This is a genomic window from Streptomyces sp. JLBT605 (assembly GCF_058215555.1).
The window spans coordinates 6,216,890-6,239,175 of sequence record NZ_CM177087.1; the positions used below are offsets into that span (position 1 = coordinate 6,216,890).

Annotated in this window: 22 protein-coding genes; 16 read left to right on the top strand and 6 right to left on the bottom strand. The window is 71.3% G+C overall.

Going from position 1 to position 22,286, the window contains the following annotated elements; all coding sequences use genetic code 11:
• Positions 1 to 27: 27 nt before the first annotated feature.
• The 3 genes from AC4BDD_RS26945 (at position 28) to AC4BDD_RS26955 (ending at position 2,248) form a co-directional block, all read left to right on the top strand.
• Positions 28 to 951: a MurR/RpiR family transcriptional regulator gene (locus AC4BDD_RS26945; RefSeq protein WP_490691951.1), complete on the top strand. Its 924-nt coding sequence runs from the start codon at positions 28 to 30 to the stop codon at positions 949 to 951.
• 383 nt (positions 952 to 1,334) lie between these two features.
• On the top strand, positions 1,335 to 1,718 hold the full coding sequence (locus tag AC4BDD_RS26950) for a hypothetical protein (protein WP_490688050.1): 384 nt from the start codon (positions 1,335 to 1,337) through the stop codon (positions 1,716 to 1,718).
• A gap of 122 nt (positions 1,719 to 1,840) precedes the next feature.
• Positions 1,841 to 2,248, top strand: a complete 408-nt coding sequence (locus AC4BDD_RS26955; protein ID WP_490688051.1) for a molybdopterin-dependent oxidoreductase — start codon at positions 1,841 to 1,843, stop codon at positions 2,246 to 2,248.
• A 5-nt stretch (positions 2,249 to 2,253) separates the two neighbouring features.
• Here the strand turns inward: AC4BDD_RS26955 and AC4BDD_RS26960 are convergent, their stop codons facing one another.
• Complete coding sequence (locus AC4BDD_RS26960; RefSeq protein WP_490688052.1) at positions 2,254 to 2,586, bottom strand: hypothetical protein; 333 nt, start codon at positions 2,584 to 2,586, stop codon at positions 2,254 to 2,256.
• Positions 2,583 to 4,229, bottom strand: a complete 1,647-nt coding sequence (gene ctaD, locus AC4BDD_RS26965) for an aa3-type cytochrome oxidase subunit I (protein ID WP_490688053.1) — start codon at positions 4,227 to 4,229, stop codon at positions 2,583 to 2,585. Before ctaD ends, AC4BDD_RS26960 begins: the two co-directional genes overlap by 4 nt.
• A gap of 95 nt (positions 4,230 to 4,324) precedes the next feature.
• Here ctaD and AC4BDD_RS26970 point away from each other — a divergent pair, with 95 nt between their 5' ends.
• Complete coding sequence (locus AC4BDD_RS26970) at positions 4,325 to 4,960, top strand: RNA polymerase sigma factor (RefSeq protein ID WP_490688054.1); 636 nt, start codon at positions 4,325 to 4,327, stop codon at positions 4,958 to 4,960.
• Positions 4,957 to 5,937: a CU044_5270 family protein gene (locus AC4BDD_RS26975; RefSeq protein ID WP_490688055.1), complete on the top strand. Its 981-nt coding sequence runs from the start codon at positions 4,957 to 4,959 to the stop codon at positions 5,935 to 5,937. Before AC4BDD_RS26970 ends, AC4BDD_RS26975 begins: the two co-directional genes overlap by 4 nt.
• A gap of 33 nt (positions 5,938 to 5,970) precedes the next feature.
• Here AC4BDD_RS26975 and AC4BDD_RS26980 read toward each other — a convergent pair whose 3' ends face one another.
• From AC4BDD_RS26980 to AC4BDD_RS26990, 3 genes are all read right to left on the bottom strand, one after another.
• Positions 5,971 to 7,209, bottom strand: coding sequence for an MAB_1171c family putative transporter (locus tag AC4BDD_RS26980; RefSeq protein WP_490688056.1), 1,239 nt, complete (start codon positions 7,207 to 7,209; stop codon positions 5,971 to 5,973).
• Positions 7,210 to 7,211: 2 nt separating this feature from the next.
• Positions 7,212 to 7,787, bottom strand: a complete 576-nt coding sequence (locus AC4BDD_RS26985) for an ImmA/IrrE family metallo-endopeptidase (RefSeq protein ID WP_490688057.1) — start codon at positions 7,785 to 7,787, stop codon at positions 7,212 to 7,214.
• A 64-nt stretch (positions 7,788 to 7,851) separates the two neighbouring features.
• Positions 7,852 to 8,295 (bottom strand): helix-turn-helix domain-containing protein, encoded by a 444-nt coding sequence (locus tag AC4BDD_RS26990; RefSeq protein WP_490688058.1) that lies wholly within the window; start codon positions 8,293 to 8,295, stop codon positions 7,852 to 7,854.
• Between the two features lie 225 nt (positions 8,296 to 8,520).
• On the opposite strand from AC4BDD_RS26990, the gene AC4BDD_RS26995 reads away from it, so the two are divergent.
• The 8 genes from AC4BDD_RS26995 (at position 8,521) to AC4BDD_RS27030 (ending at position 17,768) form a co-directional block, all read left to right on the top strand.
• Positions 8,521 to 9,657: a ParB/RepB/Spo0J family partition protein gene (locus AC4BDD_RS26995; RefSeq protein WP_490688059.1), complete on the top strand. Its 1,137-nt coding sequence runs from the start codon at positions 8,521 to 8,523 to the stop codon at positions 9,655 to 9,657.
• A 19-nt stretch (positions 9,658 to 9,676) separates the two neighbouring features.
• Entirely contained in the window at positions 9,677 to 11,710 is a 2,034-nt protein-coding gene (locus tag AC4BDD_RS27000) for a PhoX family protein (protein ID WP_490688060.1), read from the top strand.
• A 307-nt stretch (positions 11,711 to 12,017) separates the two neighbouring features.
• On the top strand, positions 12,018 to 12,635 hold the full coding sequence (locus tag AC4BDD_RS27005; RefSeq protein WP_490688061.1) for a class I SAM-dependent methyltransferase: 618 nt from the start codon (positions 12,018 to 12,020) through the stop codon (positions 12,633 to 12,635).
• A 2-nt stretch (positions 12,636 to 12,637) separates the two neighbouring features.
• Positions 12,638 to 13,285 (top strand): bifunctional 4-hydroxy-2-oxoglutarate aldolase/2-dehydro-3-deoxy-phosphogluconate aldolase, encoded by a 648-nt coding sequence (locus AC4BDD_RS27010; protein WP_490688062.1) that lies wholly within the window; start codon positions 12,638 to 12,640, stop codon positions 13,283 to 13,285.
• Between the two features lie 79 nt (positions 13,286 to 13,364).
• Positions 13,365 to 14,609, top strand: coding sequence for an aspartate aminotransferase family protein (locus AC4BDD_RS27015; RefSeq protein ID WP_490688063.1), 1,245 nt, complete (start codon positions 13,365 to 13,367; stop codon positions 14,607 to 14,609).
• Positions 14,606 to 15,937 (top strand): aspartate aminotransferase family protein, encoded by a 1,332-nt coding sequence (locus tag AC4BDD_RS27020; RefSeq protein ID WP_490688064.1) that lies wholly within the window; start codon positions 14,606 to 14,608, stop codon positions 15,935 to 15,937. Before AC4BDD_RS27015 ends, AC4BDD_RS27020 begins: the two co-directional genes overlap by 4 nt.
• Complete coding sequence (locus tag AC4BDD_RS27025) at positions 15,934 to 16,758, top strand: inositol monophosphatase family protein (protein WP_490688065.1); 825 nt, start codon at positions 15,934 to 15,936, stop codon at positions 16,756 to 16,758. The genes AC4BDD_RS27020 and AC4BDD_RS27025 overlap by 4 nt, the downstream gene beginning before the upstream one ends.
• Positions 16,755 to 17,768 (top strand): Gfo/Idh/MocA family protein, encoded by a 1,014-nt coding sequence (locus AC4BDD_RS27030; protein ID WP_490688066.1) that lies wholly within the window; start codon positions 16,755 to 16,757, stop codon positions 17,766 to 17,768. The genes AC4BDD_RS27025 and AC4BDD_RS27030 overlap by 4 nt, the downstream gene beginning before the upstream one ends.
• 133 nt (positions 17,769 to 17,901) lie before the next feature.
• Here AC4BDD_RS27030 and AC4BDD_RS27035 read toward each other — a convergent pair whose 3' ends face one another.
• A complete protein-coding gene (locus tag AC4BDD_RS27035) occupies positions 17,902 to 18,840 on the bottom strand; it encodes a hypothetical protein (RefSeq protein ID WP_490688067.1) in 939 nt (312 codons plus the stop codon).
• Positions 18,841 to 18,876: 36 nt separating this feature from the next.
• Here AC4BDD_RS27035 and AC4BDD_RS27040 point away from each other — a divergent pair, with 36 nt between their 5' ends.
• From AC4BDD_RS27040 to AC4BDD_RS27050, 3 genes are read left to right on the top strand one after another with little or no spacing between them, the layout of a single operon-like run.
• The gene (locus AC4BDD_RS27040) at positions 18,877 to 19,515 is read left to right on the top strand and encodes a gluconate 2-dehydrogenase subunit 3 family protein (protein WP_490688068.1); all 639 of its coding nucleotides are present in this window, start codon (positions 18,877 to 18,879) and stop codon (positions 19,513 to 19,515) included.
• A complete protein-coding gene (locus tag AC4BDD_RS27045; RefSeq protein ID WP_490688069.1) occupies positions 19,508 to 21,208 on the top strand; it encodes a GMC oxidoreductase in 1,701 nt (566 codons plus the stop codon). Before AC4BDD_RS27040 ends, AC4BDD_RS27045 begins: the two co-directional genes overlap by 8 nt.
• A complete protein-coding gene (locus AC4BDD_RS27050; RefSeq protein WP_490688070.1) occupies positions 21,208 to 22,260 on the top strand; it encodes a hypothetical protein in 1,053 nt (350 codons plus the stop codon). The genes AC4BDD_RS27045 and AC4BDD_RS27050 overlap by 1 nt, the downstream gene beginning before the upstream one ends.
• The last annotated feature ends 26 nt before the right edge of the window (positions 22,261 to 22,286 follow it).

Here is a 22,286-nt window from a genome sequence, read left to right on the forward strand (position 1 = left end):
CGGGTGGCACGAGAAGCAGGCACACCGGTGCCATCAGGGCAGCGGGCACGCGCGCAGGCGTCCGCGATCACACCGGGCAGGCGGTCCTCGGGAGCGGAGCCGCTCCCCGCTGACAAGGTGCGCGCCTTGTTCGGCGGACACCGGCTGTCTCCCGCCCAGCGGCGTATCGCGCAGTACATCACCGATCACCTCACCGAGGCCGCGTTCCTGTCGATCACGGACCTCGCCGAGCGCGTGGGCGTCAGCCAGCCGTCGGTGACGCGCTTCGCGTCCTCTCTCGGCTTCAGCGGATACCCGGCCCTGAGGGAGGCGCTGCAGCCCATCGCGCTGAGCGCCGTCGCCGGCGCGCAGGGCACCCGGGAGGAGATCCGCCGCAACGAGCTCCAGGCGGCGGTCGACGCGGAGATCGCGAACCTGGAGAGCCTGCGCCGGGTGTTCGCCGACACCGACCAGGTCCTCGACATCGGCCGCGAACTCGCCAGATCGGTGCCGCTGACCATCCTGGGCCTGAGGATCTCCGTCTCCCTGGCGGAGTACTTCGCTTACGCGGCGAAGCGGATCCATCCGGACGTGCGCCTGGTGTCCCGCGGGGGCAGCGTGGCCTATGACGCGCTGCTCCAGTCGCGCGAGGCGGGCGGGACCTGGGTGCTGGCCTTCGCGATGCCGCGGCACTCCAACGAGCTGCTGGCGGCGATGCGGGCCGCCCGGCGCACCGGGCTCCGCGTGGCGCTGATCACCGACCTGACGCTCGGGCCGCTGGTGGAGGAGGCCGACGTGGCGCTGACCGCGGGCACCGGATCGCGGCTGGTCTTCGACTCGTACGCGGCGCCGGGGGTGCTCTCGGCGGCCATCCTCCAGGCCATGGCCGACGCCGACCCGGAGCGCACCCAGCTCCGGCTGGAGAAGTACGAACAGGCCGCGGAGCAGCACGACTTCTTCATCGAGGACTGACCACCCGGCGTGGCCGGGAACGCCCGGCCTCGCCCGCCCCGCGGCAGCACACCGGCCGCCGGGCCGCACGGGCTTTCACACTCTCTCCCTGTATGAAATTTTTCATACCCTTGCTTACTTCGCAGTATATATATTTACTGCTCGTGGCACCCGGGTCCGCAAAGGGCTGGAGCCGGTACAGCGCTCGCGACGGCGAGTCCCCGGGGCCATGTGAGCGAACACCGAAGGACGACTTTCCCTCCTCGTCGTCCCGACGGTGTTCCCTCCGGGTAGTCCGCTCCCCTCGGATGCCCCCCGGCGGCCCTGGTCAACCCCTGGGCCGGGGCCGCCGGCCACCCACCTGATCCCCACGGTCAGACCCCTCGGTTCCGGAAGCGACGACGATGTCCCAGACCTACTCACCGATCAGCGCGGACTGGCCCTGTCAGGTCAAGCCACCGGGTAGCCGCGACTGGGAACGTACGGCCGCCCGGTGGCTCCGGGATCTGCTGCCGGCCCGCTACGCGGGCTACACACCGCTCCTCCGGCACCCCGTCCTCCTCGCCCGGCATGCGCAGATCCACCTCCAGCACGAGATCCGCGCCGTGCGGGTCGCACTGCGGACCTGCCGCGTGGAACTGCCCTCCCTGGGGATCTCCGAGACGATCATCGAATCCACCATCAAGCTCTACGCCACCGAGCTGGAGCAGCTCAACCGCCTGGCCTGCGGGGTGCGGCTGATCACCGAAGCGCTCCTGCGGGAGAGCGGCGCGCAGCGCAGGCGGTGACACCGGACCGGGCCGCTCGCCCGGAGAGCGCCCTCGCGCGGCGCGGCGCACCATGGACGCATGGACCCGCGCGTCGCCGAGGTCAGCGCCCGACCCCGCGGTCGCTGCCGGCCGTCACCACCATGAACGGCTCGCCGCTGCCCCCGCAGCACGGCCATCCGCTGCGACTGGTGGTCCCCGGCTGGTACGGCATGGCGCACGTGAAATGGCTGCGCCGGATCACCCTCACCGCCACGCCGTTCACCGGATTCCAGCAGCGGTGGCCTACCGCTACCGGCGGTCCGCCGACGAACCGGGCGAACCGGTGTCGGACCTGGTCCGACGCCGAACTGGCCGCGCCGGACGCCCGCCACCGCTGGGCCTGGCAGCGGTGGCGGGCGGAGTGGACGGCTGTCCCGGGCCCCCACCTGCTGTGCGCCCGGGCCACCGACGCGGCGGGCCACATCCAGCCCGTCGTGCAGCCCTGGAACCGCGGCGGCTTCGGCAACAACCTCATCCGCCGCGTCCCGGTGCTGTGCACGGAGTCCTGAGCCCGCTATCGCACCATGAACGCGACAGCCGTCGGCAGCGCGGCCGAACCGAGCAGACAGGCCGCCACCAGCCGCCGCCGCAGTGCCCGGTACACACCCTCGTACTCGGCGCGGAGTTCGCCGCTGCGCTCCGCCACCGACTCCAGGAACGCCTTCGAGGTGACCAGCTGATCGTCGGCATAGCGGCCCTCCACCTCGGCGCGCTGCGACTCGGTCAGCCACGGCAGCCGTGCGCAGAACGCGCGCGCCCGCACCCGGGCCTTCTCCTTCTCCGCCTCCCACAGCAGAAAGCCCTCGATCTCGTTGATCGCCTCGGCCGCCCGCATGTCGGCGCTCATGTCAGCGCGCCCTTCTCGGTGCCCGGCTCGGCGGCGGGCAGTGCGATCTCCGGGTGGTGCAGGTCGAACGCCGGGGATTCGGAGCGGATGCGGGGCAGGGTGAGGAAGTTGTGCCGCGGCGGCGGGCAGGAGGTCGCCCACTCCAGCGAGCGGCCGTAACCCCACGGGTCGTCGACCTCGACCTTCCTTCCGTACTTCGCCGTCTTCCACACGTTGTAGAAGAACGGCAGGATCGACAGGCCCAGCAGGAAGGAGCTGATCGTCGACACCGTGTTCAGTGTGGTGAATCCCTCCGCGGCGAGATAGTCCGGCACCCGCCGGAGCATCCCCTGCGTCCCCAGCCAGTGCTGGACGAGGAAGGTGCCGTGGAAGCCGATGAACAGCGTCCAGAAGGTGATCTTGCCCAGCCGCTCGTCCAGCATCTTGCCGGTGAACTTCGGCCACCAGAAGTGGAATCCGGAGAACATCGCGAACACCACCGTCCCGAACAGGACGTAATGGAAATGAGCCACCACGAAATACGAGTCGGACACATGGAAATCGACCGGTGGTGACGCCAGCATGACGCCGGTCAGTCCACCGAAGGTGAAGGTGATCAGGAAGCCGACGGCCCACAGCATGGGTGTCTCGAAGCTGAGCGAGCCCTTCCACATGGTGCCCAGCCAGTTGAAGAACTTCACACCGGTGGGAACCGCGATCAGGAAGGTCATGAAGGAGAAGAACGGCAGCAGCACACCACCGGTGACGTACATGTGGTGCGCCCACACCGTCACCGACAGACCCGCGATCGCGATGGTCGCGGCGATCAGGCTGCCGTAACCGAACATCGGCTTGCGCGAGAAGACCGGCACGACCTCGGAGATGATGCCGAAGAACGGCAGCGCGATGATGTACACCTCAGGGTGGCCGAAGAACCAGAACAGGTGCTGCCACAGCAGCGCGCCACCGTTGGACGCGTCGAAGACATGCGCGCCGAACTTGCGGTCCGCCTCCAGCGCGAACAGCGCCGCGGCCAGCACCGGGAAGGCCAGCAGCACCAGCACACCGGTCAGCAGCACGTTCCAGGTGAAGATCGGCATCCGGAACATCGTCATGCCCGGGGCACGCATGCAGATGATGGTGGTGATGAAGTTGACCGAGCCCAGGATCGTACCGAAACCGGAGAACGCCAGACCCATGATCCACATGTCCGCGCCCACACCCGGGGAGCGGACCGCGTCCGACAGCGGGGAGTAGGCGAACCAGCCGAAGTCGGCCGCGCCCTGCGGGGTGATGAACCCGGCCACCGCGATCAGCGAACCGAACAGGTAGAGCCAGTAGGCGAACATGTTCAGCCGCGGGAAGGCCACATCCGGCGCACCGATCTGCAGCGGCATGATCCAGTTCGCGAAGCCCGCGAACAGCGGCGTGGCGAACATCAGCAGCATGATCGTGCCATGCATCGTGAACGCCTGGTTGAACTGCTCGTTCGACATCATCTGCGTGCCGGGACGCGCCAGCTCGGCGCGCATGAACAGCGCCAGCAGACCACCGATGCAGAAGAACGCGAACGAGGTGACCAGATACAGCGTACCGATGGTCTTGTGGTCAGTGGTCGTCAGCCACTTCACCACGGCGGATCGGCGGGGATACGTAACCTTCATACCCGGTAGGTGTCCGGCGGCCCCGCGGGTGTCACGCCGGAAGAATCACAGGGGTGGGGTGTGAGGATCGGCGGAATGCCGGACACCAAGCGGTCATGAGCACGGACGAGGCGTTCGCCGACGCCTATCGAGCGCACTACTGGGCGGTCAGCCGCTACGTGGCGCGCCGACTGGACGGTCAGGCGCATGAGGTGGAAGAGGTGGTCGCGGAGGTCTTCTCGGTGGCCTGGCGGCGCCGGGCCGAACTCCCCGAGCCGCAGCTCCCCTGGCTGTACGGCGTGGCGCGGAACTGCCTGGCCAACACCGTACGCGGGCACGGCCGCTACCGCCGCCTGCTGCGGAAGCTCGGCCACCACCAGGCCGCCCACGGCACGCATATCGTCCGCAGCCCCGACACCGACCGCCCCGGCTCCTGGGTGCACGAGGCGCTGGCCCGGCTCTCGCCGGCGGACCGGGAAGTCCTGCGCCTGACCAGCTGGGAGGAGTTGAACATCGCGGAGCTCGCCGTGGCACTGAGATGCAGCTCCAGCGCGGCGGCCATGCGGCTGCACCGTGCCCGCCGGCGCCTGCGCACCCAGATCGACGGCATGCGGATGACGTCGGCCACCACGGCCGGTGAGCCGGCCGGCGCGGACGGCGGCGGTGGCGACCCCGGTGGCCGGCCCGGCGACGCCCGGGCCACGGCCGGCACCGATACCACCCCGACGAACCAGACGGGATCGCGGCGATGACCGATGAACTGGAACTGCTGCGGCAGGCCAACCCCGTGCGGCAGGACGAAGCGCCCTGGCGCGACGGCCCGCTGGACAGCCGGGCGGAGCGGCAGCTCAACCGGCTGCTGCACGGCTCGGCGCGCCGCGGTCGGCGGCGGCTGGTCATGACCGCGGTCACCGCGGCTGTCGTCGCCGTCGCCACCCTCACCTTCACCCTCTCCGGGACCGGCACCACACCCGCCCTCGCCGCGCCGGCCCCGCTCACCCCGCGCGACGGCTCCCGCGGCGTGCCGCTCGGCGAGATCGCCCGGCGGGCGAAGGTCGTGGCCGACGACAGCCATGCCGCGCTTCGCCGGGGCAGCCATCTGCAGGAATGGGCGCTGAGCATGGAAGCCGGGCCCGGCGGTGCGCCGCCCGTCACCGTGCCCGAGGAGCACATCACCCGCTGGAAGCCCGACGGCAGCGGCTCCGAGCTGGTGGTGGCGACCGATCCGCGCCACCCGGGCCGCCCGGTCATCGACGACTCCGGCGGCACGCCGCGCAGGGTCCACGACGGGAAGGTCCTGCACCGCCAGTCCTACCCGCCGGGTACCCGTCTGCCCGACGCACTCAGGCCACCACACGACCCGGCCGCGCTCCGCGACTACCTGACCGATCTGTACATCCCCGGCGCGACCACGACGCCCGAGCTGCTGGACGCCGTCTCCTCGCTGCTGCGGGAATGGACACCCGGCCCCCGGGAGACCGCCGCCCTCGCCGCGCTGCTGGCCGACGCCCGCGGCCTGCGGCCGGTCGGCGCGATCACCGACCGGCTGGGCCGGCCCGGGCAGGCATACGTCTACGACGGCGGCGGCACAGCCGACGCCCGTTACATGCTCATCCTCGATCCGGACAGCGGCCGCATCCTGGGCATCGAGGTGACCTTCACCAAGGACGTCGGCGACTACCAGGTCAAGGCCGGCGACGTCATGTCCTATGTGGCGTGGATGCCCTGAGCGCCCGCACTGCGAAGGCCCGCCGGCATCGGGTCAACCGGCAGGGGCGCGCGCCGGTGCGGCACGCGCCCCTGCCGTCTCCATGGCATTCATGGCCTTCATACGGCGCACCCGCACGAACGCGTCGGCCACCTCGGTCAACCGGGCGATCTCCTTGGCGATGTCGTCATGCGCGGAGTGGTCGAAGGAGGTCGGCGCGGCGGCGGGCTCGTACGCCTTGGCCCCGCGGTTGCCCAGCGCGGCATGGAGCAGCAGCGCCTCGCCGAGCGGGGAGTGCGGGTCGGCGGCCAGCCTCAGCGCGTCGGCCTGCCGGCGGACCATGGCGGCATCGGCGTATGGGCGCAGGGCCAGTTGGCCGTCACGGATCTCTATGGCGGTGCGGTACAGCCGGTACGCGAGGTCGCGCGGCGGAAGGAGAGCGGAGAGCCGGGAGCGCGGAGGGGCCAACGCGATGGTGGGCACCGCGGTGCACAGGGCCACCCACAGCGGCCGCAGCCGCCGGTGGGCGCGGTACTGCGCACACCACTGCCGGACGGCGGAGAGCCGGATGCCCCAGGCGGGCAGCGTCCAGCCGATGATCTGGAAGAGTGACCCGGTGTCCCCGGTGAGCCAGCTGATGCGGTGCAGCACGTCGACGTTCATGTCGAGTCCGAGGCCGATGAGCGCCGCGAAGCGGCAGCCGCAGTAGACGAGCACCAGCGCGGCCCCCGCGCTCATGATGCGCATGCCGCGCCGCAGCCATGGGCGGTGGGCCAGCCGCGCGAACCGCAGCGACAGCCGTAGCACCTCGAGCTGACCGGCCGCGCAGACGCTGATGTAGAGCGCCATGTAGAGGGCGTAGTGCGGCTTGGTCAGATGCATGGTGATGGCCGTCAGCGGGCTGTCGTACCGCCCCAGCGGCCCCAGCAGGAAGAACAGCGTGATCAGCACGGCGAGCGCGGCGCCGAACACCACGACCCGGCGGCGCGCCTCCGGCCCGGCCCGCTCCCGCGGGCGCGACCAGTGGACCAGCGCCACCTGCTGCGCCGCGGTGAGCACGACGACCGCGCTCTGGGTGATGACGGTGGTGATGCTCGGGTAGCGCAGCGCCTCCGACACCACCGAGCGCACCGGGTCGAGGTCGATCAGGAAGCTGAGACTCGAGCAGAGGAAATAGACGCACAGCGCGATGGGCGCGGGATCCCCGCCACTGCGCCGGGCGGTCGGGAGCTTGTAGAAGAACGCCGCCAGCGCGCTGATGGCGCACGTCCAGGACGTGATGGTGAACAGCATGGTCAGACCGGGCCGGAGCCGGGGCGGCCGAGGGAGTGCTCGATCCGCGAGAGGGTGCCGGCGGCGTCGGACGGCGCCTGCCACAGCGGCTCGAAGAAGCGGCGCGAGGCGGCCATCAGCAACAGTGAGGCCATCGTCTCGGCCTCCTGCTCCTCTTGGTCACCGTAGGCCGAGCGTCCCAGCTGCTGGCGGACCATCGCGGGATCCAGGGATGGGAAGAGATGGTGCAGACCGAGCTCCTGTCGACGCGCTTCGGGACTGTGGTGGCCGCAGACGATGTGGGCGAGTTCATGGGCGATGATGTGATGCTGGTGCGGCAGGGAGGTGCGGCTCTCGTAGGCGATGAAGTCCGCGACGTCCGTGGCGATCCACACGCCGTACAGACTGCCCTCGCGCAACTCCATCGGGGCCAGGACGATCGGGCGGCCGCGGCTGGCGCTGAGCCGCTGCGCGAGCAGCGGGATGGTGAAGTCCGCGGGCAGCGCCAAGTCTTCGAGGAGCTGGTGGCAGGCGCGACGGAGGCGTTTGAGCTGTCGTCCTGAAGCGTGGCCGTGGCGTTGGGGGGTGGCATCGTGCATGGTCGCGGTTCCTTAGGCGTCCCGGTGCCGTGCGGAAGCTGGTGCGGCCGAGCCGTGGGGGCGCCTACGGCTCGAATTCCTGGGGCTCACGGGGCAGCCCCTCCAACTCCCGCACGCGCTCGATCACTTCGCGAATGGAATCCAGACTCTCCGGTGACAGTCCGGCCGCCCGCAGCGCGACGGAGTGCACCCGCCCGTCCCGCAGCGCGGTCAGCAGCCTGAGCTGGGCGTTGACTTCCTCGGTCACCTGGTCGTCGAAGAAATAGGCCGGTGGCACGCCGAAGAGCTTCGCGAGCGCCTCCACATGGCGGAGCGTGGGGTTGTCCCGCTGCCCCCTGCGCAGCAGCCATATGTAACTGCCGGATATCGGCACTCCCGAGGCGGTCAGGACGCGCGCCGCCTCCTCGCTGTTGTACGGCTCGCCGCGCCCTGCCGGACGCACCGTCTCGAAGAGGTGATTCAGCTTGTCGGCGAGCGAGGATCCCGCCGGGGTGCTGGAGCTGTTCACTGTCCCGCCTCCCTTTCAAACACTCACTCTAATGCGGGGGCGGACGCGATGGGGATCATCGAGTGGACTGGACCACGTGTTGACACCGGAGAGCGCCCAACCTAGCGTCCTGTTCCGGTGAGCCTTCAACTCACGTTGGATTGACCGTCCTTGTCGTTCCATTGTCAGTCGGGTGTCCCGGCCCGCTGAGATAGGGGGAATGGTGTGGCAGCGTTGGGTCGTGTCTTGACGTCCACCCTCGCGGACGGCATCCGCGGGCAGGGGATCGAGGAGAGCGGTCAGGACCACGGGAGCGCCGGGGAGCACGCCCGCGGCACGGCGCACCGTGCGTCGGGGGCCGGCCATGAGGAGTCCCTGGAAGGGCAGCTGCCCACCCTGGTGCCGATCGCCGCGCTGCGCCCTTCCGACTCACCCAGGGCGGCGGGGGAGGACCCCCAGCACGTGCACGCGCTGGCGGAGCTGGACGTCCCGCTGCCGCCGATCGTCGTGCATCGCTCGACGATGCGGGTCATCGACGGCATGCACCGCCTGCGCGTGGCCCAGATCCGGGGGGAGGAGCACGTCCAGGTCGTCTTCTACGACGGCAGCGACCAGGACGCCTTCGTCCTCGCCGTACGGCTGAACACCACCCATGGGCTGCCGCTCTCCCGCGCCGACCGGGCGCGGGCGGCGGCCCGGATGATCCAGACCCATCCGCAGTGGTCGGACCGGCTGATCGCCTCCGCGGCAGGCATCGCGACCAAGACCGTCCGCGCCTTACGCGAGCGTTCAACTGAGCATGATGCTCAGTTGAACGGAGATCCGTGGCCGAACGGCCGGCAGTCCGGTGATGCCCGGGCGAGCGAGTCGCAGGCGAACGGCAAGAGGGTCGGCCGGGACGGTAGGGCGCGGCCGCTCAGCGCGGCCGAAGGACGCCGCCGAGCCAGTGAGCTGATGGCCCAGCGTCCCGACGCCTCGCTGCGGGAGATCTCCGAGGCGGCCGGCATCGCGCTGGCCACGACCAGGGACGTCCGCGAGCGCATCCGGCTCGGCCAGGATCCCGTCCCGCCCAAGCTGCGGGCGGCCGAGCAGAAGAAGGAGCGCCGTGTCGCCCCGCGCATCGAGCCGCCGCGGATCCCGGCGGATGCCGTGGCCGCCCTGGAAGTCCTGCGCAGGGACCCTTCGTTGCGCTTCACCGAGGTGGGGCGACGGCTGATGTTCCTGCTGAGCATCCACTCGATCAGCGCCCAGGAGTGGCAGTGGCTGGTCAAGGGGGTGCCGTCGCACTGCTCCCGCACCGTGGCCCAGGTGGCGCGGCAGTGCGCCCAGCAGTGGCTGGACTTCGCCGACCAGGTGGAGGCCCGTGGGCGGCTGGCGGGCTGATCGAGAGTTCGGAGGCAGAGTGCACGGCAAGGTGAACAGGTCCGCGGCGACATGCCGGTTCAAATGCGGTGACGCGTGCGCCGGACACGCGCCGAACCTCTCACGGGGCGTCTCCTTCGGCGATGTGCTGCGCCAGTTGGCCTCCCGCCGCGAGGCGCTGAAGGCCGGCGCCGTCACCGCCGCGGCGACGGGCCTGGCGCTGGCCGGGAGCGGCACGGCAGCGGCGGACGGCCCGCCCGCGGAGCCGGCCCCCGCCCCGGGCACGGACTTCACCCCGGTCCCGGTGGACCACTCCGACCGCGTCGTGGTGCCCGAGGGGTATGAGTACGCGGTGCTCATACGCTGGGGCGACCCCGTCCTGGGGGACGCCCCGCCGTTCGACTTCGACGGGCAGACGGCCTGGGCCCAGGCCCGCCAGTTCGGCGTCAACAACGACTACTGCGCGCTGCTGCCGCTGCGTGGCCATGGCCGCTGGCTGATGGTCAGCAACCACGAGTACGCCAACGAACCGCTGATGTTCCCGCACTGGAACACGGACGCGCCGACCGAGGAGCAGGTGCGCACCTCCTGGCAGGCACACGGCCTCTCCGTCGTGCTGCTGGAGCGCCCGCACGGTGAACGTCGCCCCCGGGTCCGCACCCGCTCCCGCTGGAATCGTCGCATCAGCCTGACCACCCCCTTCGAGCTGCGCGGACCGGCAGCGGGCTCGCCCTACCTGCGTACCGGCGCCGACCCGGAGGGCAGGCGAGTGCGGGGCACCATGGCCAACTGCTCAGGAGGTGTGACCCCCTGGGGCACCGTGCTCTCCGGCGAGGAGAACGTCCACGTCCCCTTCGCCCACGCGGACCGGGCACCCACCCAGCAGGCGCGCACGGCGCTCGCGCGGTACGGCTTCGCGCCGGGGCCGTCGCTGCGCAAATGGGAGTGGTACGACCGGCGGTTCGACCTGGGGCGCGAACCCAACGAGGCGAATCGATTCGGCTGGATCGTCGAGATCGACCCTCACGACCCGCGGGCAACGCCTGTCAAACACACCGCGCTGGGGCGCTTCAAGCACGAAGGGGCGAACATCGTCGTGGCCCCCGACGGCCGTGTGGTGGCCTACATGGGCGACGACGAACGGTTCGAGTACCTTTACAAATTCGTCTCCGATGAGCGGATGCGGGAGGGAGACACCGCAGCGGCCCGGGAGCACAACAAGGCCCTGCTGGACTCCGGCACGCTCTACGTCGCCCGCTTCACCGGGGACAGCCCGGCGGAAGAGATCGACGGATCCGGAAGGCTCCCCCAGGACGGGGAGTTCGACGGCACCGGCCGCTGGCTGCCGCTCGCCCACAACGGACGCAGCTTCGTGCCCGGGATGACCGCCGACGAGGTCTACATCTTCACCCGTCAGGCCGCGGACCGGGCCGGCGCCACGGCCATGGACCGCCCCGAGGACGTCCAGCCGCACCCGCACACCGGACGCGTCTACGCCGCGCTCACCAACAACGACTACCGGGGAGCAGCCGGCGCCCCGGCGCCCGACGAGGCCAACCCGCGCCGCGACAACCGGGACGGCCATGTCCTGGAGCTGGAGGAGAAGGGCCGCGACGCCACGGCCGAGCGCTTCGACTGGCGGCTGCTGCTCGTCTGCGGTGACCCCGCGTCCCCCGACACCTACTACGCCGGATACGACAAGGGGCGGGTCAGCGCGATCTCCTGTCCCGACAACATCGCCTTCGACCGGCACGGCAATCTGTGGCTGACGACGGACAACAGCGGCCGGATGGGCAATGACGGGCTGTACGTCCTGGCCACCGAAGGGCCCGAGCGCGGCCGGGTGAAGCGCTTCATGACCATCCCCGTCGGTGCCGAGGCATGCGGGCCCGTGGTCGAGGACGACCTCGTCCTGCTGTCGGTGCAGCACCCGGGTGAGGTGGCGGGCGCCGACGCCCAGCACCCGGCCTCGCACTGGCCGGACGGCGGCGACAGTCAGCCCCGCGCGGCCGTGGTGGCCGTATGGCGGGCCGATGGCGGGGCGATCGGAGCATCGCCCCGCGCCGGCGACTGAACCCCCATTGCTTCCGGCCGGGCGCACAGGAATCCGAACGTCCGCATTTTCAGGGTGCATTCGACTGCTCTTCCCCGGGGATTAGCGCCCACATATAGTTTTTGGTGCGCAGTAACGGGTTCGGTCATCAGGCGAATCTGAGAACACTCGCCCCGGACGTAGGCAGGTGGCATTGCGAGAGTCCGTCAATTTCTCCCCGGCAGCGGATTTCTACGACAAGACCCGAGGTGGTGAAGAACGCGGTCGCCGTATCGCTCCGGCCATTGCCGAGCGTACGAATACCGAAGACATTCTGCTGGACGCGGGGATGGGCACCGGAGTGGTCGCCTATGCCCTAGAGGAAATGGGCCGCTCGGTGATCGGCATCGATCTGTCCCACGCGATGCTCACCAAGGCCGTGTCCCGTATCGGACCGGCCGCGGCCAACGCCTCGATCACCCGGCTCCCCTTCGGGAACGAGACCTTCAGCCAGGTCTACAGCGTGTGGGTACTCCACGTCGTGGGCGACCAGCGCGCGGGGCTGGCCGAAGTGGCCCGGGTCCTCAAGCCCGGTGGGCGCTATGTGGTCGTCCCCGGGATGATCCTCTTCGACGACCAGCCGGTCAGCCGCATCATGGAGGAGATCCAGCGGCGCACGGCCGAGGCCGACGACCGGGCCGAGAAGATCGTCCCGCTGGCCGCATCGGTGGGCCTGAAGGCCGTGGAGGTGGGCGAGCTGGAGGCGGCCACCCACCGGCACACCCCCGAGCAGATAGCCCAGGGTCTCGAACAGCGCATGCTCTTCCACCTCTGGGCCGCGGACGACGCCGTCTTCGAGGAGAAGGTCGCCCCCCTGGTGCGGGAGCTACGGGCGCTGCCCGACCCGGAGTCACCAGTGGTCCGGCACACCCGCCGTCAAATCATCGTCTTCGAGAAGCAGGGGTGAGCATGGCCGCGCGCAATTCGCTCGATCTGGCAGCCGAGCTCGCCGACAGCGCCCTGATCGCGATGATCACCGAGCCCGATTCCCCGGAGGTGCCCGCCGTCACCCGGGAACTGGGAGCGGCGGGCATCCGGGCCGTGGAGATCACCCTCACCTCACCCACCGCGCTGGACACCCTCCGGCGCAGCGTCGCCACCGGTGCCGCCCTGGTGGGGGCGGGGACGGTGCGCGATCGGGACACCGCCCGCCGCGCCGTGGAGGCGGGCGCCCACTACCTGCTCACCCCCGGCGTACTCCCCGAGGTGCTGGACGAAGCCGGACGTCTCGGCGTGCCCGTGGTCTGTGGGGCCTTCACCACCACCGAGGTGATGGAGGCATGGCGGCTGGGCGCCGCGCTGGTCAAGCTCTTCCCGGCCCGGCTCGGCGGCCCCGCGTACACCGCGTCGCTCTGTATGGCCTTCCCCGACATACCGATCGTGCCCACCGGCGGCATCACCACCGAGGATCTGCCGGACTACTTCCGCGCCGGCGCCCGGGCCGCGGCACTGGGACGCCCCCTGATCGGCGACGCCCTGCACGGCGGGGATCTGGCCGAGGTGCGACCCCGCGCCGCCGAACTGCTGCGCACCGTCAAGGCGGTGCGCTCCGGCTGAGGACGCCGGCCGGAGCCGCCCGCGCCGGGCGCCCGGCAGCAGCCTCTCTCCCCGACCAGACTTTCCGAGAGGAATACCCGTGTCCTTGGAGCGATCGTTCCAGCTTGCCCGAAAATCCGAAGAAATCGACGCGCTGGCCGCCAAGAGGAAGAACGTCATCGCCTCCGACCAGATGATCGAGGGCGAGTATCCGATATTCGTCGACCGGACCAGCGGTGCTTACTTCTGGGACGTCGATGGAAATCGCTACCTCGATTTCTTCCTCGCCTATGGCACCGTCATCCTGGGCCACACCGACCAGGACGTCGATGACAGCGTGATCGCGGAGATCCGGAAGGGGTTCGCCACCGGTCTGAGCAAGCCGGTGCAGACCGAACTCGTCGCCGAACTCCTGGAGCTGATTCCCGGCGCCGAGATGGCGATGCTCATGAAGACCGGATCGGACGCGACCGGCGCCGCGGTGCGCCTCGCGCGCTCCTTCACCGGTCGCGACCGGGTCGTCAGGTTCGGGTACAACGGCTGGCACGACTGGTGTGCCCAGTGGGACCACGGCGTCCCCAAGGCCACCCGCGAACTCATCGACACCTTCGCGTACAACGACCTCGACTCGCTCCGCGCCCACTTCGAGCGACACCCCGGCGAGATCGCCTGCGTGGTGATGATGCCCTTCGTCACCGAGGCGCCGGCGCCCGGATTCCTGGAGGGCGTCCGCGAGCTGACCCGCGAGCACGGGGCCCTGCTGGTCCTCGACGAGATGCGCTCCGGCTTCCGCATGGCCCTGGGCGGTGCCCAGGAGTACTTCGGCATCACCGCCGACCTGGCCACCTTCAGCAAGGCGTTCGCCAACGGCTATGCGATCTCCGCGCTGACCGGCCGGGCCGATGTGCTGCGCCGGCTGGACCACGTCCACATCTCCTCGACGTTCTACGCCAACTCCGACGCCATGGCCGCGGCGCTGGCGACACTGCGCAAGCTCCGTTCGGGTCCGTACCTGGAGCGGGTCTGGACGCTGGGCCGCAGGCTCCAGGACGGTCTGCGCGAGCTCACCGAGAAGTACCAGGCGCCCGTCGAGGTCGTCGGCTACCCGCCCATGCCGTTCCTCGACTTCCGGCTGCCCACCGAGGACGAGAACCAGGCCGCGAAGCGGAGCTTCTACACCGAGACCATCCGCGCCGGGGTCTTCTTCCACCCCAACCACCACTGGTTCGTGAGCGCGGCCACCACCGAGGCGGACATCGACACCGCCATCGAGGCGGCACGCGGCGGCTTCCAGGCCCTGGCCCGCGACGGCTTCACCGAGGTGATCAGGGAGGGAGCACGGTGAGCGGCGCCGACACCTGGGGGCTGCACAACCCCCGCACGGCGACCCAGGAACACTGGGAGGCCGAGCAGGAAGTGATCGGACCGGGCCTGCAGGCCGTGATGCTCTGGTCCCGGCTGTGCGTGGAGAGCGCGGACGGCGCGACCCTGGTCGACATCGACGGCAACCGCGTCATCGACTTCCAGGGCGCCGGCGGCGTCAACTCCATCGGCCACGCCGAGCCGCGGTACGTCGCCGCCATGGCGGAACAGCTCGCGGTGTCCACCGCGGGCGCCTTCGGCTCTGCCGCCCGCCTGGAGATGACGCGCAGGCTCAAGGAGTTCCTGCCGCCCGAGCTCGACACCATCCAGCTCTACAGCGGAGGCACCGAGGCGGTCGAAGCGGCGCTCAGGCTCGCCAAGTCGGTGACCGGCAAGCACGAGTTCCTCTCCTTCTGGGGCGGCTTCCACGGCAAGACGATGGGCAGCCTGGCGCTGACCGCCGGGGCCAGGTCGGGACTCGGCCCCCTGCCTCCCGGTTACTTCTCGGCCCCGTACGCCAACTGCTACCGCTGCCCCTTCAAGCTGACATCGCCAGAGTGCGGCTTCGCCTGCGTCGACCATGCGCGCGACGTCATCAAGGAGAACAGCACCGGGGCGCTGGCGGCCATCGTCGTCGAGCCCGTGCAGGGCCGCTCCGGCAATGTCGTGCCGCCGCCCGGATATCTCACGGCGCTGAAGTCCGTGGCCGAGGAGTTCGACGCGCTGCTGATCGCGGACGAGATGATGACGGGCTTCGGTAGGACCGGGGAGGCGTTCGCCTACCAGCACGAGGACTTCACCCCCGACGTGCTGACCGTCGGCAAGGGCATGGGCGGCGGCTACCCCGTCACCGGGGTGATCGCCTCGGCCGAGACCATGGACGCCGCCCCCTTCTCCGATCCGAGCGCCAGTTCCTCCAGTTTCGGCGCCTTTCCCATGGCCTGCCGCGCGGTGGCCGTCACCACCGGGATCCTCACCTCGGACAAGCTCGTCGAGCACACCGCCGACCTCGGCGAGCGGCTGCTGGACCAGCTGCGCGGGCTGGTGGAGGAGGCTCCGCTGGTCGGGGACGTCCGCGGCCTCGGACTGGCCATCGGCATCGAGCTGGTGACGGACAAGGAGACCAAGCAGCCGGCCCCCAAGGACCTGGTCCGGCACGTCTATCTCACCCTGCTCGAGGCCGGAGTCCTGGTCATGCTCGGTGGCAACTGCCTGCGGCTGTATCCGCCGCTCAACGCCGACCCCGAGCAGACCATGACCGCGGCGCGGATCATCCGCGAGACCCTCACCGGGCTGCGGGGCATGCCATGAGCGGCGCGCCGACGGTGGCCGCGCCGCACCACTACCGCCAGGTGGCCGTGGAGGCGGTGGGCCGTGCCGCGCGGGAGCTGCTCCGCCGCCGCGCGGCTCCGGCCGGAGTGCGCACCAAAACCGACGGCAGCCTGGTCGGCGAGGCCGACACGGCGGCTGAGGAAGCCGTACTCGACGTCCTGCGGACCCTCACCCCGGAGTGCGGGGTTCTCTCGGAGGAAGCGGGCTCCCTCCCGGGTGCCGGCGAGGCCGCGTGGATCGTCGACCCGCTCGACGGCACGACCAACTACGTCCGGGGTCTGCCCGATTACGCGGTCGCCCTGGCCCTGGCCGTGCGCGGGCGTCCCGCGCTGTCCGTGGTGCACTTCCCGGAGACCGGCACCACCTTCACCGCGGTAGCGGGCGAAGGCGCCTACCGGGACGGTGTGCGGCTGCGCCTCGGCGCCCGACCGCCGGGCCGTCCGCTGGTGGGCACCGGTTTTGGAACCGAAGGGGTCGTGCGGGAGGAGCAGTGCTCGGTCGCCGACCGGCTGCTGCGGGGCGGCTTCGAGATCCGGGAGCCCGGATCGGCCTCGACCGGGCTGTGCCGGGTCGCCTGCGGCGCCTATGACGGCTATCTCGAATTCGGCATCGGCCCCTGGGACGCCGCCCCCGGTGCCCTGCTGGTCGCCGAGGCCGGCGGAGTGGTCACCGGCTGGGGCGGCGGGCCGTTCGACGTGAGTGAGGGGCACCTGGTCGCGGCGGCGCCGGCGCTCCACGAGAGCTTGGTGACGGCCGGCGGCCCCCGTCCGCCCGCCGTCGGACAGAAGGAGACGGCATGAAGGTGGCGATCGTGGGGTTCGGCACCGCGGGCGGGGCCCGGCTGAGCGGATACCGATCGGTGCCGGGCGCCGAGGTGGTCGCGATCGTCGACCCCTCGCCCGAGCGCGCGGCACTCGCGGCCTCCCGCCTGCCCGGCGGCCGGGTGGTCGACTCCCTGGACGAGCTGCTGTCCCAGGACGGCATCGAGGTCGACGTGGTCGACGTCTGCTCACCGCCCGCGTTCCACGTACCGCTCGCCCAGCGGGCCCTGGCCGCGGGCTGCCATGTGATCTGCGAGAAGCCGGTGGCGGTCCGTCTGTCCGACGCGCACACCCTGATCCGCGCCGCCGAGCGGAGCGGGCGGCTGCTGTACCCGTCGCACAACTACGCCACCTCGCCGATGATGCGGCTGCTGGAGGGCGCGGTGGCCGATGGCATCGGGCGCCTGGAGTCGGCCCGGTTCCAGATCCTGCGCGACCGGCACGCCCGTGGCGTGGACGGATTCCGGCCCGACTGGCGCCGCTCACAGCAGCTCGCGGGTGGCGGGATACTCCTCGACCACGGCACCCACTGCGTTTACATGGCGCTGCGGCTGTTCGGCGGGCTTCCGGAGAAGATCTCCTGCCGGGTGGAGCGTCCGGCGCAGGGCCAGGACGCGGTCGACGAGGTGGCGCTGGTCCGGATGGACTTCGGCACCGCGGACTGCGAGATCGAGCTGAGCTGGTGCGCGGACCGGCGGGCGAACCACTACTCGGTCACCGGCTCGGAGGGCTTTCTCCGCATAGACGACGACACGGTGAGGGCCGAGGGCCCCGGCGGCGCCTGGACCCGGAGCCTGCCCTCACCGAGCCGCGACCAGACCCACCTGGCCTGGTTCGCCCCGATGTTCGAGGACTTCCGCGAGACCCTGGCGCGCCCTGAGCGCTGGCAGGTGCCCGCGCAGGAGATCGCCGGGACCGCCCGGGTCATCGAGACGGCCTACCGCTCGGCGCAGGCCGACGGCGCGCCGCTGGCGCTGGTCGAGTCCTAGAGGGCGTCCCCCCCAAGCCCTGTCGGCCGGCTCCGGGGCGGGCATGGGCAGCTCCGTCCCGCCCTGCACGGACCGGATGCGGCGGGGCCGCGGCGCACTGTGCCGCCGCGGCCCCGCGCCGTGCCGGAAGTGGTCAGGCGGCCCCGGCCGCCGGGTGGCCGAGTGCCCGGGAGAGCAGAGGGCCCTCCTCGACCAGGTTGTCGTACGTCGTGGCGCGTTCATGGGAGGCGAAGTAGTGGCAGATCACCCGGTCGCCGATCTCGGGCAGCCATTCCAGGCGTCCGGAGCGGTACGGCTCGCCGAGCCCCACCGCCCGGCCCTCACCCAGCCGCCCGCCGAGCAGCGAGTAGGACATCTGCGTCACATAGCGAGGGGCGAAGCGGATCTCCGGCGGCAGCCGGGTGAGCATCTCCTCCAGGTAGTCCGCGTCGAAGAAGGCCGCCACGTCGGCGCAGGCGAACCCGCAGCACATGTACGGGACGTACGGCACCCCGGGGAGCTGGTCGGCTATCCAGTGCACGCCCTGCGGCTCCCAGCCCTCCTCGGGCGAGTACAGGAAGGCGGCGCGTTCGGCGGACGGCGCTGCGGCCCAGCGCACCAGCGCCTCCGGCCGGGAGAGGAAGACCACGTCGCTGTCCATGCTCACCACCGACCGCGCCTCGCTGAGCAGGAAGTAGTCGACGAGCTGGAGGATGCGGACGTTCCCCCGCCGCACGGCGGCGAGCTGGGGATGCCCGGCGAGCAGTGGCTCGATGCGCTCGTCCGCCTCCCGGCGTCCGATGATCCGCAACTGCGGCACATGGCGCAGCAGCCGGTCCCGGTCCCGGGCGGTGAGCGTGCCGTCGTCATGGACCACCGGGACGACCTCGGGCCAGTTGCGGGCCAGCGACTTGGCCGCGAAGAGATACAGCGGCACATGGTCGGAGGAGACGAGGGTGTGCACCTCGGTCTCACCGCCGCCGGTGAACGAGGCCGGGGGAGCGGACAGCAGCTGCCGGGTGAGCGCGTAGGCCGCGCGGGGACCCTCGCCGTGCCGGCCGGCTGTGGAGACGACGTCCTGGAGCTGACTCATGAGGCTCTCCTTGGAGACACGAAGAAACGAGGAGATGTGGCGACAGAGTATGACAAATCCCCTGGAGAAAAGGGTGAGTTGGCGCCGGAGTTGCTCTTCCTCACCCCGCACGAGGCGGCGGTGGTGCGGGAAGCCACCGCGCGGCTGATCCCGGGACCTGCCGACGACCTCGCCGAGGCAACCCCCGGCGCCCGCGAGGCGGATGTGGTCACGTACATCGACCGACTGCTCGGCGCGTTCACCGCCGACCCTCCGCTGATCTACCCCGCGCCCGCCGCGGACGGCGGGTTCCTGCCGCTGTCGGCCGCCCAGCGCGCGGGTTGGCGGCGACGGACCGAGGCCCTGCGATCGGCCTACCGCCAGGGTGCCGCGCTGTTGGACCGGCTGGCCCGGGGCGATTTCGCCGCAGCACCGGTGGCGGTGCGCGACGCCGCGCTGCGCGACCCCGAGGCGGAGTCCTTCCGTGGACTGCTCTTCGACCACGCCATCCAGGGCCTGTACGCCGACCCCGCCTACCGCGGCGCGGACCGTCCGGCGGCGGGTCCCGGCGGGCCGGTCGCCATCGAACCGCCCGCCTCGGCCCGGTCGGTGGCCGCCGACAGCCCCACGGCCGCGCTCGCCGAGCACTTCGAGGAGGCCGTGCGCCGGCTGGTGGCGGGGGTGTCGGATGAGTGACCGGGCCGTGGTGGTCGGCAGCGGACCCGGCGGTTCGGTCGCCGCGATGGTGCTGGCCGAGGCCGGATGGGACGTCACCGTCCTGGAGCGCGGGCCCAACCACTTCGCCGACCTCGCCGAAGCGGCCCCGCGCCACTCCTTCTCTCCCGACGAGATCAAGGGACCGATACGGCGCTTCGAGTTCCCCGACACGCTGGCCGAACCCCGCAGCTACCACGACCGAGCCTTCCCCGGCCCGGACCACATCGGATTCGTCAACGCCCTGCCCTCGGCGGTCGGCGGCGGCACGGTGCACTGGGACGCCAAGACGCCGCGCTACTGGGACCTGGACTTCGCCCGGCACACGCTGCTGGGCCCGGTCCCGGGCGCCGACATAGCCGACTGGCCTTTCCGCTACGAGGAGTTGGCGCCGTACTACGACGAGGCCGAGGCCCTGCTCGGCGTCCAGGGCGATATCGCCGCGCTCCCCGCCGACCTCACGTTGCGCCACGCGCCACGCACCACCGGTTTCCCGATGCCGCCCGGACCCCCGCAAGGCTCCTCGCTGCGGGTCGCCGACGCCGCCCGGAGCCTGGGCCTGCGGCCCTACCCCATGCCGATGGCGGCCAACTCGCGGCCGTACGACGGCAGGCCGGTGTGCACCGACTGCGGGATGTGCTGCGGATACGGCTGCCCCAACCTCTCCCGCGGCGGTGCGCTCACCCCACTGCGGCGCGCGGTCCTGGCGGGGGCCGAGGTCAAAGCGGAGTGCGTCGCCGTCCGGGTGCTGCGCGGCGGCCGCCGCGCACACGCCGTGGAGTACCTCGACTGCACCGGTCCGGAACCGTCGGCGGCCACCATTCCGGCCGATGCCGTGGTGCTCGCGGGCTCCGCCGTGGAGACCTGCCGGCTCGCCCTGCTGTCCGAACTGCCGGATCCCGCCGGGCTCGTCGGCCGCCATCTGATGTTCCACTGGTACTCCGTCGCCTTCGGCCTCTTCCTGCGCGAACGGGTGCGCAGCCCGCGCGGCCGCAACATCACCCATGCCCTCGACGACTTCGCCGACCCCGACTTCCCCGGCGCACGGGACGCGGCGCGCGAGCGCGGACTGGGCCACTTCCGCGGGGGAGTGGTGGAGCTGGGCTCCACCCCGCTCGGCCGGATCGAGGAGGCGATGGTCTACCGGCGGCTGCTGCCCAAGCTCACCGGGGCCCCGTTCGGCCGCGACTTCAAACGCCTGCTGCGGGAGAGCCCGCTGCGGGAGCGGCTGCTGGGCGTCCAGATGCACGGCGAGGACCTGCCCCAGCGGGCGAACGCCATCGGCCTGGACCCTGCACTGCGGGACTGGCTGGGCGTGCCCGTCCCGCGGATCTGCTACGCCCCGCACCGCCATGAACTGGCCGCGCAGTCCTTCTACCTGCCCAGGCTCGCCCAGCTGCTGCGGGCCGCCGGCGCGGACGCGGTCGCCGCGGTCCCCGAGACCCGCTCCATCGCCTTCCCCGGCGAACCCTCCGCCGTGCCGGGCAACTTCCACACCCTGGGCGGGATGCGGATGGGAGACGACCCGCGCACCAGCGTCACCGACGGCGGTGGCCGGATCCACCAGATGGACAACGTCTTCGTCGCCGACGGCAGCCTCTTCCCGACCGCGGGCGGGCACAACCCGACCCTCACGATCATGGCCACCGTGCTCCGCAACACAAGGAGACTGTGATGAGCGAACTGACCGCGGGCGCCGCGACGCGCCCGTACACCTTCGACCCCGCGACCGCGCTGGGCTGGCAGAACATCGGGCTGGACGGCCTCGGCTGCTTCCTGCGCTCGGTGGAGGCCGTCCTGCTCCGCAAGGGCTACGACGCCACCCAGGTGGCCAGGGGCCTGGCGCTCCCCCTGGACCTGGTGCGGCGCGGCCAGTGGTACGGGCCGATCAGCGACTACCCGGCCTGCAGGATGCGCTGGGCGCACCGGGAGGCCGGCGCCGACGCCTGGCCGGACATCCGGAAGCGGATCGCCGGCGGCGAGGCCGTCGTCCTGATGTACGACGGCTTCCACTGGCCAGGCGACGAGTTCGAGGGCACCCGCCACTACCACCACCACATGGTTCTGGCCCACGCGCTGGACGGTGACGGCCTGCACACCCTCGACACCGACGCCCCGGCGGACCAGGGCTACGCCCGCCGGCTGCCGGTCACCGACGCGGTGATCGCCGCCTGCAACCGCTACGCGGTCTTCGAGCACGTCGCCCCGCCGCCCGAGCGGACCGCACACGACCTCGCGCACGAGGTCGTGCCCGCCTCCATCGCGCCGCTGGCCGAGGACATCGCCGAACTCCGCGCCTTCCACCGGGAGGTGTGGTCCGGCGCCCGGCTGCCCCTGCTGCTGGCCAAGGGCATGGACGTGGTGGTGCTCGGAGACGTGCAGCCTCAGCTCTTCCTGCTCGGACACGCGCTGACGGGCAGCGGGGACCCACGGGTCCAGGAGGTGGCCGACGCCCTGCTGGCCGCCGCCCGGCGAGCCCAGAAGCTCGGACTGCTGCTGATCGGACTCCACCGCTACCGCGCCGAGGGGGTCTACGACGTCGCCCACGAGGAAGTGCGGGTGCTCGCCGACCAGTTGGAGAAGCTGCTCGCGGTGCTGTGCGCCTTCGCCGGGGTCGGGCGTCCGGACGCGACGGGCGACGGCAGCCGGTTCCTGCGGCGGCTGAAGGGCGAGACGCAGTGGTGCTTCGGCGAGGGAAAGCCGCTGCCCGATATGGCTTTCGAGTAATCCGACGGACGTTGACATGCGTTTAG

What these genes read in the sequence shown, in the direction of transcription:
- AC4BDD_RS27050 (WP_490688070.1), top strand. Translation starts at nt 21,208, where the DNA reads ATGAGCGAACTGACCGCGGGCGCCGCGACGCGCCCGTACACCTTCGAC.
- AC4BDD_RS27025 (WP_490688065.1), top strand. Translation starts at nt 15,934, where the DNA reads ATGAGCGGCGCGCCGACGGTGGCCGCGCCGCACCACTACCGCCAGGTG.
- AC4BDD_RS26980 (WP_490688056.1), bottom strand. Translation starts at nt 7,209, where the DNA reads ATGCTGTTCACCATCACGTCCTGGACGTGCGCCATCAGCGCGCTGGCG.
- AC4BDD_RS27045 (WP_490688069.1), top strand. Translation starts at nt 19,508, where the DNA reads ATGAGTGACCGGGCCGTGGTGGTCGGCAGCGGACCCGGCGGTTCGGTC.
- AC4BDD_RS26950 (WP_490688050.1), top strand. Translation starts at nt 1,335, where the DNA reads ATGTCCCAGACCTACTCACCGATCAGCGCGGACTGGCCCTGTCAGGTC.
- AC4BDD_RS26955 (WP_490688051.1), top strand. Translation starts at nt 1,841, where the DNA reads ATGAACGGCTCGCCGCTGCCCCCGCAGCACGGCCATCCGCTGCGACTG.
- AC4BDD_RS27035 (WP_490688067.1), bottom strand. Translation starts at nt 18,840, where the DNA reads ATGAGTCAGCTCCAGGACGTCGTCTCCACAGCCGGCCGGCACGGCGAG.
- ctaD (WP_490688053.1), bottom strand. Translation starts at nt 4,229, where the DNA reads ATGAAGGTTACGTATCCCCGCCGATCCGCCGTGGTGAAGTGGCTGACG.
- AC4BDD_RS27005 (WP_490688061.1), top strand. Translation starts at nt 12,018, where the DNA reads ATGGGCACCGGAGTGGTCGCCTATGCCCTAGAGGAAATGGGCCGCTCG.
- AC4BDD_RS27030 (WP_490688066.1), top strand. Translation starts at nt 16,755, where the DNA reads ATGAAGGTGGCGATCGTGGGGTTCGGCACCGCGGGCGGGGCCCGGCTG.
- AC4BDD_RS26975 (WP_490688055.1), top strand. Translation starts at nt 4,957, where the DNA reads ATGACCGATGAACTGGAACTGCTGCGGCAGGCCAACCCCGTGCGGCAG.
- AC4BDD_RS26970 (WP_490688054.1), top strand. Translation starts at nt 4,325, where the DNA reads ATGAGCACGGACGAGGCGTTCGCCGACGCCTATCGAGCGCACTACTGG.
- AC4BDD_RS27010 (WP_490688062.1), top strand. Translation starts at nt 12,638, where the DNA reads ATGGCCGCGCGCAATTCGCTCGATCTGGCAGCCGAGCTCGCCGACAGC.
- AC4BDD_RS26960 (WP_490688052.1), bottom strand. Translation starts at nt 2,586, where the DNA reads ATGAGCGCCGACATGCGGGCGGCCGAGGCGATCAACGAGATCGAGGGC.
- AC4BDD_RS26985 (WP_490688057.1), bottom strand. Translation starts at nt 7,787, where the DNA reads ATGCACGATGCCACCCCCCAACGCCACGGCCACGCTTCAGGACGACAG.